At 66.4% G+C, this 14,697-nt stretch carries 11 protein-coding genes; 8 read left to right on the forward strand and 3 right to left on the reverse strand.

Annotated elements, in window-relative coordinates:
- The gene (locus ASD25_RS19500) at window positions 1-3,090 is read left to right on the forward strand and encodes an efflux RND transporter permease subunit (protein ID WP_056619804.1); all 3,090 of its coding nucleotides are present in this window, start codon (window positions 1-3) and stop codon (window positions 3,088-3,090) included.
- Window positions 3,091-3,743: 653 nt separating this feature from the next.
- Here ASD25_RS19500 and ASD25_RS19510 read toward each other — a convergent pair.
- Together ASD25_RS19510 and nhaA are read right to left on the reverse strand one after the other, a co-directional pair.
- On the reverse strand, window positions 3,744-6,344 hold the full coding sequence (locus ASD25_RS19510) for a TonB-dependent receptor (RefSeq protein ID WP_056619806.1): 2,601 nt from the start codon (window positions 6,342-6,344) through the stop codon (window positions 3,744-3,746).
- Window positions 6,345-6,569: 225 nt separating this feature from the next.
- Entirely contained in the window at window positions 6,570-7,784 is a 1,215-nt protein-coding gene (gene nhaA / locus ASD25_RS19515) for a Na+/H+ antiporter NhaA (protein WP_056619807.1), read from the reverse strand.
- Between the two features lie 202 nt (window positions 7,785-7,986).
- Between nhaA and ASD25_RS19520 the strand changes: the two genes are divergently transcribed.
- Together ASD25_RS19520 and ASD25_RS19525 are read left to right on the forward strand one after the other, a co-directional pair.
- Window positions 7,987-9,402: a protein adenylyltransferase SelO family protein gene (locus tag ASD25_RS19520; protein ID WP_056619810.1), complete on the forward strand. Its 1,416-nt coding sequence runs from the start codon at window positions 7,987-7,989 to the stop codon at window positions 9,400-9,402.
- Window positions 9,403-9,711: 309 nt separating this feature from the next.
- On the forward strand, window positions 9,712-10,134 hold the full coding sequence (locus tag ASD25_RS19525) for a DoxX family protein (RefSeq protein ID WP_056620140.1): 423 nt from the start codon (window positions 9,712-9,714) through the stop codon (window positions 10,132-10,134).
- On the opposite strand, the gene ASD25_RS29625 is transcribed toward ASD25_RS19525, so the two are convergent.
- The gene (locus tag ASD25_RS29625; RefSeq protein WP_082572519.1) at window positions 10,131-10,301 is read right to left on the reverse strand and encodes a DUF2256 domain-containing protein; all 171 of its coding nucleotides are present in this window, start codon (window positions 10,299-10,301) and stop codon (window positions 10,131-10,133) included. The genes ASD25_RS19525 and ASD25_RS29625 overlap by 4 nt on opposite strands.
- Before the next feature lie 49 nt (window positions 10,302-10,350).
- Between ASD25_RS29625 and ASD25_RS19530 the strand changes: the two genes are divergently transcribed.
- From ASD25_RS19530 to ASD25_RS19545, 5 genes are all read left to right on the forward strand, one after another.
- Window positions 10,351-10,836 (forward strand): MerR family DNA-binding transcriptional regulator, encoded by a 486-nt coding sequence (locus ASD25_RS19530; protein ID WP_056619811.1) that lies wholly within the window; start codon window positions 10,351-10,353, stop codon window positions 10,834-10,836.
- A gap of 2 nt (window positions 10,837-10,838) precedes the next feature.
- Window positions 10,839-10,940, forward strand: coding sequence for an acyl-CoA dehydrogenase N-terminal domain-containing protein (locus ASD25_RS29630; protein WP_082572520.1), 102 nt, complete (start codon window positions 10,839-10,841; stop codon window positions 10,938-10,940).
- A gap of 50 nt (window positions 10,941-10,990) precedes the next feature.
- Window positions 10,991-12,775 (forward strand): acyl-CoA dehydrogenase C-terminal domain-containing protein, encoded by a 1,785-nt coding sequence (locus ASD25_RS19535; protein ID WP_056619813.1) that lies wholly within the window; start codon window positions 10,991-10,993, stop codon window positions 12,773-12,775.
- Window positions 12,776-12,777: 2 nt separating this feature from the next.
- Entirely contained in the window at window positions 12,778-13,941 is a 1,164-nt protein-coding gene (locus tag ASD25_RS19540) for an acyl-CoA dehydrogenase family protein (RefSeq protein WP_056619816.1), read from the forward strand.
- A 15-nt stretch (window positions 13,942-13,956) separates the two neighbouring features.
- Complete coding sequence (locus ASD25_RS19545; protein WP_056619817.1) at window positions 13,957-14,676, forward strand: 16S rRNA (uracil(1498)-N(3))-methyltransferase; 720 nt, start codon at window positions 13,957-13,959, stop codon at window positions 14,674-14,676.
- The last annotated feature ends 21 nt before the right edge of the window (window positions 14,677-14,697 follow it).

Raw genomic sequence — 14,697 nt, forward strand, 5'->3', positions numbered from 1 at the left:
ATGAAAAACATCTCGTCCTGGTCGATCAAAAATCCGATCCCGATCATCCTCATGTTCGTGCTGCTGACGCTTGCGGGCGTCAACGGCTTCATGGGGATGCGGATCAACAACAACCCCGACATCGATTTCCCGCTGATCAGCGTCTATGCGGGCCGGCCGGGCGCTGCGCCCAGCGAGATGGAAGTCCAGGTCACCCGCCTGATTGAGGACTCCCTCGCCGGCCTGCCCGGTGTACGCCACATCAACTCCCAGGTGCTGGACGGTTCGTCCCAGACGACCATCGAGTTCGAGCTGGGCACTGACACCGAACGCGCCACCAACGACGTGCGCAACGCCATGAGCGGCCTGCGCGCAGACCTGCCGCAGGACATGCAGGAACCCAGCGTCCAGCGGATCGACATCACCGGCGACGCCTTGATCACCTGGGTCGTCCGCTCGTCGACCATGACGCCGGAAGAGATCAGCTGGTTCATCGACAATGAGGTCAGCCGCTCGTTGCTGTCCATCAGCGGTGTCGGCGAGGTCAACCGCTCGGGTGGTGTGGATCGCGAAATCCGGGTCGAGCTGGATCCGGACCGTCTGGCCTCGTTCGGCCTGACGGCGGCCTCGGTCAGCCAGGCGCTGACGGCGGTCAATAACGACCTGCCCGGCGGCCGGGTGACCATCTCGGGTTCCGAGCGGTCGATCCGCACCCTCGGCGCCGCGGGCTCGATCGAACAACTGCGCGAGACCCTGATCCCGCTGGCCGGCGGCCGGTCCGCTCGTCTGGGCGATCTGGGCACGGTCACCGACCACTGGAGCGAACCGCGCCGTCTGGCCCGCTACAACGGGCAGGAGGCGGTGACCTTCAACTTCCTGCGCTCGCGCAGCGCGTCCGAGGTCAAGGTCGCCGAGAAGGTCCGCGAACGCGTGGCCCAGATCGACGAGGCCCATCCCGAACTGACCATCGAAAAGGTCACGTCCAGCGTCGAATATATCGAGGAAAGCTACATCGCCTCGATCGAGGCGCTGCTGCTGGGCGCCGGTCTGGCGGTGATCGTGGTGTTCATCTTCCTCAGGGACTGGCGCGCGACCTTCATCACGGCGACGGCCATGCCGCTGTCGCTGATCCCCGCCTTCGCCATTCTGGGGCCGCTGGACCAGTCGTTGAACGTGGTCACCCTGCTGGCCCTGTCGCTGACGGTCGGCATCCTCGTCGATGACGCGATCGTGGAGATCGAGAACATCGTCCGGCACATGCGGGACGGGAAGTCGCCCTATCACGCATCCATGGAGGCAGCGGACGAGATCGGTCTGGCCGTCGTGGCCACCACGGCGACCATTCTGGCGGTGTTCGCGCCGGTCGGCTTCATGCCGGGCATCATCGGCCAGTTCTTCAAGGCTTTCGCCCTGGCCGCCTGCGTTTCCGTGGCCTTCTCTCTGGTCGTGGCGCGGACGCTGACGCCGCTGATGGCCGCCTATCTGCTGAAGCACCACAAACATGAAGACGCCGATCCGTTCTGGATGGGGGCATATCTGACCTCGCTGCGCTGGTCGCTGGCCAACCGCTGGAAGGTCTTCGCGCTGGGCACGGTGCTGTTCATCGGCTGCGGCTTCCTGGCCACCAAGGTGCCGTTCGAATTCTCGCCGTCCGGCGACCAGTCGCGCGCAGCCTTCTCTATCGAGCTGCCGCCCGGCGCCACCCTGCGCCAGACGGATGCGATCGTGCAGCAGGTCACCCGCGACCTGCGCCAGCGGCCCGAGGTCACTTCGGTCTACGCCTCGGTGGGCGGTCAGGACGTCAATCAGGCCAATGTCTATGCGGACATGGTCGACAAGGGCGAACGGGCGCTGAGCCAGCAGGAATTCGCCCGCGAGATGGTCGACGGCTGGAAGGCCATTCCGGGCGCCCGCATCGGCGCCGGCACCGGCAACCAGGGCGGCGGCCCATCGGACGGGACCAGCTACACCTTCGCCATTCTCGGCGACAATCCGGCGGCGCTACAGGCTGCGGCCCGTCAGATCGAAGCCGAAATGCGGACCGTCCCGGGGCTGGCCAATGTGGTCAACACCGCCTCGATCGCGCGGCCCGAAATCCTCGTCACGCCGCGTCCGGACCAGGCCGCCCTGATGGGCGTCTCGACCGGCGACATTTCCCAGACCATCCGCGTCGCCACCATCGGCGACGTCGCGCAGAACCTGCCAAAATACAATCTGGGCGACCGTCAGGTCCCGATCCGTCTGCAGCTGACGGAGGCGGCGCGCGAGGACCTATCGGTGCTGGAGACCCTGCGGGTCCCCACCAGCAACGGCGGCGCCGTGCCGCTGAGCGCCGTGGCCGACATCCAGTTCGGGTCGGGCCCGTCGCAGGTGCTACGACAGGATCGCTCGCGGATCGCCTCGATCACGGCCGAGCTGGACGGCATTCGTTCCGGCGAAGCGGATGCGGCGGTCAAGAAGCTGGCGTCCGTCAAGAACCTGCCCAACGGCGTGCGTCAGGTCCCCGCCGGGGACGCCGAGTTCATCCAGGAGATGATCACCGGTTTCGCCATCGCCTTCGCCACCGGCATCCTGCTGATGTACGCAGTGCTGGTGCTGCTGTTCCGCAGCTTCGCCTATCCGGTGACCATCATGGCCTCCCTGCCGCTGGCCATCGGCGGCGCCTTCGTGGCGCTGATGATCGGCGGCTCGAGCTTCTCGATCTCGTCTCTGATCGGTGTGCTGATGCTGATGGGGATCGCGGCCAAGAATTCCATCCTGCTGGTCGACTATATCGTCATGGCCGAGAAGGACGGGATGAAGCGCTGGGACGCTATCATGGACGCGGCCCACAAGCGGGCGCGGCCCATTCTCATGACCACCTTCGCCATGGGCGCGGGCATGATGCCAGTAGCCGTCGGCTGGGGCGCGGACGTCGAGTTCCGACAGCCGATGGCCATCGCCGTGGTCGGTGGCCTGATTTCGTCGACCTTCCTGTCGCTGCTGTTCATTCCCCCGATCTTCACGATCGTGGACGACATCGCCGGCTTCTTTGCCCGCCGCATGGGCAAGATGTTTGCGGGTCAGCGGCGGGTGGCCGGAGAGCCGGAGGCGATCGCTCCGGCGGAGTAGGGAAATGGTTGAGAAGCGGGCGGGACATCCGCCCGCTTCTGACCCGTTGCGGACGTTCCGTTCCGTCCCCGCCGAGCTCGACGCTCTAGCGGCGGGACCATCCGAGGACCCAGCCGCCGCAGAAGCCCGGAACGAGAGCAAAAGGCACGAGGTAGCGAACCGGCAGAGGTGTGACGAAACACAGGCCGAAGAGGGTCAGCCCGCACACGACTGCGAAAACCCATGGGTTTCGCCAGCCTGCCGCTCTCAGAGCGAGATCAGAGACCAGAAGAACCACGGCTGCCACCAAGCCAAGGCTGAATGCGGAGGCAGGTATAGGGGAGAGCCAATGAGAGGCCGGAGCTCCTGAGGCAATACCCATCCCAACGGCAATGACAGCAAAAGTAGCTGGAACAGCGAGCAGGGCCAGCCAGTAGCCGCCGCGTCGTGTTTCCGGGGTGTTCGCAGCCCCTTCCGAGTCCGGAGACTCGATGAGCGACGCCGCTCTCTTTCCAAAGCTCATGATCCTCACCCGGCTCAGTTGCCTCCGGGAGGATGGTCAGGTCGGATTAACGTCCGCTTTCCACCCACACCGGCCGGGGACCGCCCTCCAAAAACAAAACCGGCCGGGGTTTCCCCCGGCCGGCTGCGTCGTCCGCCTTGCGGCGCTTTGACTAGTACTTGAAGCGCAGGGTCGCGCCGTAGGTGCGCGGCTGGCCCAGGAAGGCATTGTAGGTCTGGGTGTCCAGAGCCTGATTGTAGTAGGTGCCGGGGTGGCTGGTGCCGGCCGGCTGGACAGTGGTCTGGAAGGCCGTGCCCTGCAGCGGGCCGTTGTAGCCGACCTGCAGATACTCTTCGTCGGTCAGGTTCTGGACCCAGAAGTCGGCGGTCCAGCGCTCGTCCTCGGAACCCAGGGTGATGCGGCCGTTCATCGTGGTGAAGGCGTCCTGCATCTTGAAGGGCGAGAGGTCCGAGCCGGTGTTGTATTCCGACATGTACTTGCCGGCCAGGCTGAAGCCGGCGCGCAGGCCATTGCCGATGTTGCGATCGTAGTTGATCGACAGCGAGGCGGACCATTCCGGCGCGAACGACGGACGGCTGCCCGGCAGCAGCGACGCGGCGGGGAAGTTGTTCGGATCCACCAGGTCGGCGGCGGTGAAGACCCCGTACTCGGCGTCCGTATAGGTGACGCCGCCCTGCATGCTCAGCCCGTCGACCGGCGTGAACCAGACCATGTCGGCGTCGACGCCGCGCGAGGTCAGCTCGGGGATCGGCTCGACGGTGAAGCCGACGCCGTTGAAGGTGTTGAGCTGGAAGTTCTCGAACGTCTGGTCGAAGTAGGTCGCGTTCAGCAGCAGGGTGCGGCTGAGCAGCGTCATCTTCACGCCAGCCTCGTAGCTGTCGACGTATTCCGACGGGAAGTAGAGCGACGTCACCGGGGTGATGGTGCCGGTGCGGTGCACGCGGTCGAGGTTGAAGCCGAAGCTCTTGTATCCGCGGGCGTACGAGACATAGGTCAGGATGGACTCGTTCAGGCGGTACGAGGCCTTGACCGTGCCGCTCAGCTCGCCGTCGTCAGCGTTCTCGGCGACGATGCGGTTATTGAACGCGCTGTTGGCGAACGGCAGGCAGAGGGCGCCGAGGATGCCGCCGACGTTGCCCGCACCGAGCGCGCCACCGATGGCCGCGGCGTTCAGCTGGGCCGCGGTGCAGGTCGCGCCGTTACCGTTGACGTTCTGCTGCCGGCCTTCGAGGGACTTGTCGTCCATCGTGTAGCGCAGGCCCAGGGTCAGATCGAACGCGTCGGTGACGTGCCAGGTGTTGTTGGTGAAGATGGCGAACGAGGTCGATTCCTGCTCGTAATTGTCGGCATAGCCCTGGCCGAGCGTGAAGCCCGGACCCGAGGCCGGCGACAGCGGCGAGCCGTACAGGCAGGCGCCGAGGCCCGCTGCCGTCTGACCCGTGCGGGTGAAGCAGCCGACGCGGCCCGGATCGATCGGGATCGGACCGGGGGGTGTCGGCGTGGCCGCGGTGGCGCGGTTCAGGTTGGCCGTCAACAGGAAGGAGATGAACGGCGTGTAGTCGGCGCCGAAATACCAGCTGTCGGCGCGGTCGATGGTTTCCGAAGTGGCGAACAGGCCGACCAGCCAGTCGAAGGTTTCGTTCTGACCGGCCAGACGGAACTCCTGGGTCAGGGCCGAAACGGAGTAGCCGTTCTGGTTGTCCTGAACGCGATAGGCGATGTCGGCGCCAGTATAGTCGATGTCCTGGCCCAGCTGGGTCTCCCAGTCGCGCCACGAGGTGACCGAGGTCAGGGTCGCGCCGCCGAACATGCCGGGGATGTCGATATTGGCTTCCACCGAGACGCCCATGTCATGGACGTCCTGACCCGTGTCGCGGTTGGCGAATGCCGTCCGCGAGAAGGGCAGCGGGCCGAAGCCGGCCGCTGGCGGACGCTGGCCGGTGCCGGTCGAGAGCGCGTCGATGAACGGATAGGTCTGGCCGGTGCGGATCTGGACGCCGGTGCAGCAATATTCGTCGCGCGAGCTGTAGTCGGCGATCAGGCGGACCGAGGTGTTGTCGTTGGGCAGCCACAGCAGCTGGCCGCGGACGGTGCCGAAGTCCTGGTTCTGGTCATCGGTGTTGGTGCGGGGACCGTCGCCGAGATTGACGTTGTAGAAGCCGTTGCGCACCCGACGGGCGGCGTACAGGCGGAAGGCCAGCTGGTCGGTGAGCGGACCCGTGACCGAACCCGCGGCGCCCATGGCGCCGTAATTGCCGACGCCCAACTCGGCGTTGTAACCGGGGGTGAAGGACGGGGCTTCGGTGATGATGTTGATGACGCCGGCCGAGGTGTTCTTGCCGAACAGCGTGCCCTGCGGACCCTTCAGAACTTCGATGCGGGCCATTTCACCCAGGTCGCCGAAGCCGACCGAGTTGCGCGAGCGGTAGACGCCGTCGATGACGATGCCGACCGAGCTTTCCAGGCCGGGGTTGTCGCCGACCGTGCCGACGCCGCGGATACGGGCCGTGGTCGAGGCTTCCGACGAGGTCGAGGTGACCGTCAGCAGGGTTTCCTGCGACAGGGTCGTGACCACGATCGGCACATCCTGCAGGTTCTGCTCGCGCTTCTGGGCGGTGACGATGATGTCGTCGATGGTCGTCGGCTGGTCCTGCGGCGCCTGCTGGGCCGAGGCCGCGCCGGCGATGCCGAATACGCAGGCGCCGACGACGGCGGCCGACACAGTTGTGCGAAGAAGGTTGGTAAGGCGCATGGTCGCTCCCCGACATGGGCCGGGACTCCGTCCCTGGACGGCGACCGCGGCGTTTCCTGATCCCTGGCCCGCGCCCTTCTGTGGAGCACGGAAAGTCCAGCATCCGGGGTAATCCAAGCCGGACTCAGCGACAAGCAGCGCGACCCTTCAGGGCCCTGTTTCCGCCATGGCGCAAGCATGACTGTGACGCAAAAGCGACAGAAACCGATGACGCTAGGTCAATATTCACCTGGTTCCGGATAGTATCCGTGCCCGTTCGGCCAAAATCTTGTGCCGACGTGAAGCGACGGCCAGTACGCCGCCACCGGTCACAGCGGAAAGCACAGACCCCAGCAGCACGCCCAACTTGACCTCGACCTGCTCGGGCGAGTCGATCGCGCCGGGAAACGCCAGCGCGCCGATAAACAGGCTCATGGTGAAACCGACCCCGCAAAGCAGGCTGACGCCATAGAGTTCAAGCCAGGTGGCGCCCGTCGGCTTGCGGCCGATCTTCAGCGCCGAAGCCAGCCAGGCCGCGCCCAGCACGCCTATCTGCTTGCCGGCGAACAGGCCGAAGGCGATGCCCAGCACCAGCGGAGCCAGCATCTGGTCCAGCGACAGCCCGGCAAAGCTGACGCCCGCCTTGGCGAAGGCGAACAAGGGCAGGACGAGGAAGGCCACGTAGGGGTGCAGATCATGCATCGCCTCGCGCAACGGGCTCTGGCCGTCGGCGCGTTCCGCGACCGGAACGATAGCGGCGAAGGCCACCGCGGTCAGGGACGTCGAAAGCCCGGCCCGCACGGTCAGATACCAGACCGCGCCGAACCCCAGCACCCAGAAGGGGGCGGGGACCTTGCGGATGCGCGCGGCGAAAAAGCCGAGCGCCAGCATGACCGCGACGCCTGCCAGCGGCGCCAGGGCGACCCCGCTGGAAAATAGTGCGGCGATCAGGGCGATGGCCCCCAGATCGTCGACGATGGCCAGGGTCAGAAGGAAGACGCGCAGCGACGACGGCAGGCCGCGCGCCGCGACAGCGAAAACAGCGAGGGCGAAGGCGATGTCGGTGGCGAGGGGGATCGGCCAACCGCCATGAGGTCCGCCGGTCGCGCCGGAGATCGCCAGATAAACCACCGCGGGGGCGATCATCCCGCCCGCGGCGGCCAGCACCGGCGTCGCGAGCTGGCGCGGATCGCTGAGCTCGCCGCGCAGGATTTCATATTTGATCTCCAGCCCCACCACGAGGAAGAAGACCGCCATCAGGCCCTCCTTGATCCATTCGGAAATGGATTTCTCGAGGATCAACGGGCCGAGCTGAAGGATGTGCTCGCTCTTCAGCCAGCTGAAATAAGCGGCCGACAGCGGCGAGTTGGCGACGATCAGGGCGGCGAAGGCGGCGACGCCCAGCACGGCGCCCGAGCCGGCCTCGGTCCTGAGGAAGTCGAGAGTCAGTTTGCGCGCCACGGCCGCCTCCGGATCAGAAAGGTCTGTCGTGGCGTCAGGTTATCGACGGACGCCGGACCGGATTCGCGCCGCATCGGACGGGCGCGCCAGCCTGGCCGGTCGAGCCGGCCTGATCTCTGGGAGATAGCATACGCGAGGGGCCGGGGGGTTCAACCGTGCGCCGACGGTTGCGTCCGGGCGCTGGAGGACGCATCTGCGCCCGATGCCCGTCTCGTCCGCCTACCGCCCCGATCCCCGCTTCTTCGATCTGGGAGACGAATATGGCGACGCCGTCCGGGCGGCGGAGTTTCCCGCGACGATCCTGCGGATCCGCAACGATCGCGCTGCCAGCAGCGTGGGCCTCGACGGCCTGACCGATGCCGAATGGATTTCCCATTTCGCGCGGTTCGAGCCCCTGCCCGGCCAGCCTGGCCCGGTCGCCATGCGCTATCACGGGCACCAGTTCCGCACCTACAATCCCGATCTCGGCGACGGCCGGGGGTTTCTGGCGGCCCAGTTGCGGGACAACCGGGGGCGTCTGCTCGACCTCGGCACCAAGGGGTCGGGCCAGACGCCGTGGTCGCGCGGCGCCGACGGGCGGCTGACCCTGAAGGGTGGAGTGCGCGAGGTGCTGGCGGCCGAAATGCTGGAGGCGCTGGGCGTGCCTACCAGCCGCGCCTTCAGCCTGACCGAAACCGGCGAGGCCCTGCAGCGCGGCGACGAGCCTTCGCCCACCCGGTCCGCCGTGCTGGTTCGCCTGTCGCACAGCCACATCCGCTTCGGCACCTTCCAGCGCGCGGCGTATCTGGGCCGCGCAGACATGATCGAGACCCTGGGCGAGCATGCGCGGGCGCTCTACCACCCCGACGTAACGACCGGCGATGTCCCCGGCTTCCTGCGCGCCATGGTCGAGGCGTCGGCGCGGCTGACGGCGCGGTGGATCGCGGCGGGCTTTGTCCACGGGGTGCTGAACACAGACAATCTGAACGTCACGGGCGAGAGCTTCGACTACGGCCCGTGGCGATTCCTGCCGCACTACGAGCCGGGCTTTACCGCCGCCTATTTCGACCAGACGGGTCTGTACGCCTTCGCCCGTCAGCCCGAGGCGGTGTTCTGGGCCCTGACCCAGCTGGGCGGGGCGCTGAAAACGGTCGCCGACGCGGAGCCCCTGACCGACGCCCTGAACGGGTTCGGGCAGGCCTATATCCACGAACTGCGCGCCGCCTTCCTGGCGCGGCTGGGCGTGCAGAGCCTTGGCGAGGCCGCAGACCAGCGGCTGCTGGACACGACGCTGGCCCTGCTGCGCGAAGGGGGCGAGGCCCTGCGTTGGGAGCCGCTGTTCTTCGACTGGTTCGGCGGCTTCGCTTCTGCCGCCCGGGCCTTGGGAGGGCCGCGCGGCAAACTTTATCAGGGCGAGACCTTCGACGCCTTCCGATTCGCCCTGTTCGAGCACCAGCCGGACCGGCCCGAGCGACTCGAGCATCCGTTCTTCGCACGGCCCGAGCCGGAGGAAATGCTGATCGACGAGGTCGAGGCGATCTGGACGGCGATCGACGATGATGACGACTGGGGCGCGCTGCAGGACAAGATCGCGCGCGTTCGCGAGGCGGGCGCGGCCTGGAGCCTGACCGGCTGCTGACAGTCGGCTGGCAGCAGGGTGGCGGTAGGTAGATCAGGCCGGTCGCCGCCGGTCTGTCCGACCGGAGGAGCCGCCGTCATGCCGAACCTGTGCCCGAGGTCAGACTGTCACAAGCTTGGCCTTAACCCGGCCTCAACGCCCGCAAGATTACAGAGAAGTATGCATACGGCCACGCTTCGGCCCCGTAGCTCACGCAGAAGGCGGTCACGGATGGTTACGGTCACGCTGAGCACCCTTGCGGAATGGCTTGCGCGATCCGACTTCGCCGCTGTTACCAATCACAAGAGCGCCCTCCCCGGCGTCAAGAACATGACTTCTCAGACCCTCACCCCGGCCCGCTCGCGCCTCAACGCCAGCTATCGCAACCTGACGCTCTGGACGCTGCAGGGCTGGCTCGTGATGTTCTTTATCGGCGCCGGCTACGCCAAGCTGAGCGAGCCGATGACCAATCTGGTCGAGCTGATGCGCTGGCCTGCGCTGGTGAGCGAGAACATGGTCCGCGGTCTGGGCATCGCGGAGATTATCCTCGCCGTTCTGGTTCTGGCCCCGCTGGTGTCGTGGAAGCACGGTCGCCCGCTGCTGGTCATGGCCGCCTCGGGGCTGCTGGCGCTTGAAGTCGTCATGCTGGGTCTGCACGCCATGGGCATGGACGTGGGTCCGGCGATCACCAATCTGGTGCTGATCGCCATGACAGCCCCGGTGCTGTGGATGCGGGCCCGGGAAGTCCGCTAGCCTTTCGCACCGAACGCCCGGCAACCGTCCGAGCAGAACTTCACAGTCTCCCAGTCGCGCGCCCATTTGCGGCGCCACGAGAACGGCCTGCCGCAGACGACGCATGTCTTTTGCGGCAGATTTCGCTTGTCCGGGGCCGAGCCCAGATTGACGTGCTTGCGAGCCATGCAAAGCTAAAGGCTTCCCTTTACGTGCACGTCAAGTTATGACGGATGCATGGCGACCGCCGACGATCATCGCACCTATTCGATCCGCCAGTTGTGCCGCGAGTTCGGCGCGACGGCCCGGGCCTTGCGCTTCTATGAGGACAAGGGCCTGCTGACGCCCGCCCGCAAGGGTCAGACGCGCGTCTATGACGCCCGCGACCGGGCCCGGCTGAAGCTTATCCTGCGCGGCCGCCGCATCGGCTTCAGCCTTCTGGAAATCCAGGAGATGCTGGACCTCTACGACCACGACAATCACAACGCCCATCAGATGGCCGTCGCCCTGCGCCGTCACCGGGCCCAGATCGCCGCGCTGAAACAGCAACGCGAGGACCTCGACGCCGCCATCGAGACGGCCGAGGAAGCCTGCGCCGTCATGGAGAAGCGGCTGGGCGAATTCCGCCCCGACCTTCTGCCCGGCGCCGAGGAATACGCCGACCTGCTGAAGGCGCGGCTGAACCCCGATCCCCACCACCAGCCCTTCAAAGCGAGAGCCTGAGCATGGCCTACAAGGCGCCTGTCCGCGACCTGACGTTCATTCTGGACGAGGTGCTGGAGATCGACCGCTATTCGAACCAGCCCGGCTTCGAGGACGTCTCTTGAAGCGGTAGTTGCCCAGTTTCACGTTCAGCCCTCCNAGCGAGAGCCTGAGCATGGCCTACAAGGCGCCTGTCCGCGACCTGACGTTCATTCTGGACGAGGTGCTGGAGATCGACCGCTATTCGAACCAGCCCGGCTTCGAGGACGTCTCCGCCGATCTGGTCGCCCAGATCCTGGAGGAGGGCGCGAAGTTCGCTGAGGAGGTCATCGCCCCTCTGAACCGCGTCGGCGATCAGGAAGGCTGCAAATGGGATAACGGCAAGGTCACCGGGCCCAAGGGCTGGAAGGAAGCCTATCAGGCCATGGTCGCCGCCGGCTGGCCCGCCCTGTCGGCCCTGCCCGAGCATGGCGGTCAGGGCATGCCTTCGGTCGTAGCCATGGCGTTCGGCCAGATGACGGCCGCCGCCAGCGCCGCCTTCTCGATGTATCCGGGCCTGACGGCCGGCGCCTACTGGGGCCTGAACGCCAACGGCTCGGATGAGCTGAAGGCCAAATATCTGCCGAAGATGGCCACCGGCGAATGGGGCGGCACCATGAACCTGACCGAGCCGCAGTGTGGCACGGACCTCGGCCTGATCCGCACCAAGGCCGTCCCGAACGGCGACGGCAGCTACAACATCACCGGCCAGAAGATCTGGATCTCGTCGGGCGAGCACGACTTCACAGACAACATCATCCATCTGGTGCTGGCCCGCATCGAGGGCGCGCCCGCCGGCATCAAGGGCATCAGCCTGTTCGTGGTGCCCAAGGTCTTCGTCAATGACGACGGCTCGCTGGGCGAGCGCAACGAGGGCGCGGCCTGCGCCGGCCTCGAGCACAAGATGGGCATCCACGGCAACGCCACCTGCGTCATGGCCTACGAGAACGCCAAGGGCTGGCTCGTCGGAACCGAGAACAAGGGCATGGCCGCCATGTTCGTGATGATGAACGAGGCGCGTCTGGGCACCGGCCTGCAGGGCCTGTCGATCGGCACGGCCGCCTATCAGGCCGCCGTCGAGTTCGCGCACGACCGCCTGCAGGGCCGGTCGCTGACCGGTCCGAAAAACCCCGATGGCCCGGCGGACTCCATCATGGTCCACCCGGACGTGCGCCGCATGCTTCTGGAGGCCAAGGCGTTCGTCGAAGGCGGTCAGGCCTTCACCTTATGGACCGCGCTGCAGGCCGATCTGCAGCACTCGAACGACGAGGCCGAGGCGACCAAGGCCCGCGACTACATGGGTCTGATCACCCCGGTGCTGAAGGCCTATCTGACCGACAAGGGCTTCCACGTCGCCTCGCTGGCCATGCAGGTGCACGGCGGCAGCGGCTACACCGAGCATTTCCCGGCGTCGCAGTATCTGCGCGACGCCCGGATCACCATGATCTACGAGGGCGCCAACGGGATCCAGGCACTGGATCTGGTCGGACGCAAGCTGCCGGCCAACGGCGGCCGGGCCATCATGAGCTGGTTCGCTGACATCGATGCCTTCGTCGCCGAGAACGGCGCCGAGGGCCCGATCAAACCCTTCGTCGACGGCCTGTCGGAGTCGAAGAAGAAGCTGCAGGAAGCCACCATGTGGCTGATGCAGAACGGCATGCAGAACCCGGACAACGCAGGCGCGGCGAGCACCGACTACCTGCACATCTTCGGTCTGACGGCCTTGGCCTACATGTGGGCGCAGATGGCGAAGGCGGCGCAGGCGAAGGTCGACGAGGGCTCGACCGATCCCTTCTACGCCAACAAGCTGATGACCGGTCGCTACTTCGTCGAGCGCATCCTGCCCGACACCGGCGCGCATCTGGCCAAACTGAAGACCGGCGCCGAGGTGCTGATGCAGATGCCCGCCGAGGCTTTCTGAGCATGAACGTCCTCAACGTCCCCGAGCCCGCCTTCATGCAGGAGGAGGAGATCGTCCTCTTCTCCGACAGTGTCGGCAAATGGATCGACGAGCATGCGCCGCCCGAGGCGGTGCAGTCATGGATCGCCAATTCGTCCGTGCCGCGCGAGCTGTGGACCGCGTCGGGCGAGGCGGGCCTGCTGGGGCTGTCGATGCCCGAGGCCGATGGCGGCATGGGCGGCGACTACCGGCATGAAGTGGTGCTGATGCGCCAGCTGGGCTGGAAGGGCGCGGACCACTTCGGCATCTCGCTGCACAATGCGATCGTCATGCCCTACATCTGGCACTACGGCACCGAAGAGCAGAAGGCGCGCTGGCTGCCGCGGCTGCAGTCGGGCGAACTGGTCGGCGCCATCGCCATGACCGAGCCGGGCGCCGGATCCGACCTGCAAGGCGTCAAGACCACCGCCATCAAGACCGGCAACCAGTATGTGGTGAACGGGTCCAAGACCTTCATCACCAACGGCCAGCTGGCCAACTTCATCATCGTGGTGGCCAAGACCGATCCGAACGAGGGCGCCAAGGGCACCTCGCTGATCGTCGTCGAGACCGATGGCGCGGAAGGCTTCGAGCGCGGGCGGAACCTGCACAAGATCGGCATGGAGGGGAACGACACCTCCGAGCTGTTCTTCAACGACGTGAAGGTCCCCGGGGAAAACATCATCGGCGGCGGCGAGGGGCAGGGCTTCATCCAGCTGATGCAGCAGCTGCCGCAGGAACGGCTGAACATCGCCGTCCAGGGCGTGGCCGCGGCCGAGCGCGGGCTTCAGGAAACGCTGGCCTACGTCAAGGAGCGCAAGGCGTTCGGAAAACGGGTGATCGACTTCCAGAACACCCAGTTCAAACTGGCCGAGGTGAAGACCAAGCTGACCGTGGCCAAGGTCTTCGTCGACCACTGCCTGGGCCTGCACCTGCAAGGGAAGCTGGACGCCGCCACGGCCTCGATGGCCAAATACTGGGTGACCGACATCCAGGGCGAGGTCATCGACGAGATGCTGCAGCTGCACGGCGGCTACGGCTATATGAACGAATACCCGATCGCCCAGCTGTACAAGGATGCGCGGGTCCAGCGCATCTATGGCGGCACGAACGAGATCATGAAGCTCTTGATCGCGCGCACCCTCTGACCGCACACAGGCGGGATGACCCGCCTGTTCGTTCCCCAGCCCCTCTCCCCCGACGCCGCCGTCATGCCGACGCTGGACCAGTCGCGCTACCTCACCCAGGTGATGCGGCTGAAGATCGGCGACAGCCTGCTGGTGTTCAACGGGGTGGACGGCGAGTGGCGCTACGTCATCGCCGAGGTGCTCAAGAAAGGCGTGGTTCTGCGCGCGGAAGCGCAGGTCCGGCCGCAGTCGACCGGCCCCGATCTGGAACTGTTGATCAGCGTGGTGAAGAAGAGCGCGCTGGAGTTCGCCGTGGAGAAGGCGACCGAACTGGGCGTGCGGCGTATCCGGCTGGTGGTCACCCACCGGACCCAGACGTCGCACGTTCGAATGGACCGGCTGGACGCCATCGCCATTGAGGCCGCCGAACAGACGGGGCGGGTTGATGTGCCTGTGATCGACGAGCCGATGAAACTGGCCGACCTGCTGGACAGATGGGAGGCCGGGCGGCGACTGATGTTCTGCGACGAGACCGGGGGCGCGGTGGCGGGTCCGGCGCTTCAGGCGGCGGGCGAGGATCCGTGGGCCGTGCTGATCGGCCCCGAGGGCGGTTTCTCGCCCGAGGAACGCGAGCGACTGAGGGTCCTGCCCTTCACCACCGCCGTGTCGCTGGGCCCCAGAATTTTGCGCGCGGACACCGCCGCCATCGCAGCCCTGACGCTGTGGCAGGCGGCCGTCGGCGACTGGGATCGCTAGAAGAACGGCCCTGCCCCTTGA

Source organism: Brevundimonas sp. Root1423, from assembly GCF_001426805.1.

What these genes read in the sequence shown, in the direction of transcription:
- ASD25_RS19540 (WP_056619816.1), top strand. Translation starts at nt 12,778, where the DNA reads ATGAACGTCCTCAACGTCCCCGAGCCCGCCTTCATGCAGGAGGAGGAG.
- ASD25_RS29625 (WP_082572519.1), bottom strand. Translation starts at nt 10,301, where the DNA reads ATGGCTCGCAAGCACGTCAATCTGGGCTCGGCCCCGGACAAGCGAAAT.
- ASD25_RS19510 (WP_056619806.1), bottom strand. Translation starts at nt 6,344, where the DNA reads ATGCGCCTTACCAACCTTCTTCGCACAACTGTGTCGGCCGCCGTCGTC.
- ASD25_RS19545 (WP_056619817.1), top strand. Translation starts at nt 13,957, where the DNA reads ATGACCCGCCTGTTCGTTCCCCAGCCCCTCTCCCCCGACGCCGCCGTC.
- ASD25_RS19530 (WP_056619811.1), top strand. Translation starts at nt 10,351, where the DNA reads ATGGCGACCGCCGACGATCATCGCACCTATTCGATCCGCCAGTTGTGC.
- ASD25_RS19535 (WP_056619813.1), top strand. Translation starts at nt 10,991, where the DNA reads ATGGCCTACAAGGCGCCTGTCCGCGACCTGACGTTCATTCTGGACGAG.
- ASD25_RS19520 (WP_056619810.1), top strand. Translation starts at nt 7,987, where the DNA reads ATGCCCGTCTCGTCCGCCTACCGCCCCGATCCCCGCTTCTTCGATCTG.
- ASD25_RS19500 (WP_056619804.1), top strand. Translation starts at nt 1, where the DNA reads ATGAAAAACATCTCGTCCTGGTCGATCAAAAATCCGATCCCGATCATC.
- ASD25_RS19525 (WP_056620140.1), top strand. Translation starts at nt 9,712, where the DNA reads ATGACTTCTCAGACCCTCACCCCGGCCCGCTCGCGCCTCAACGCCAGC.
- ASD25_RS29630 (WP_082572520.1), top strand. Translation starts at nt 10,839, where the DNA reads ATGGCCTACAAGGCGCCTGTCCGCGACCTGACGTTCATTCTGGACGAG.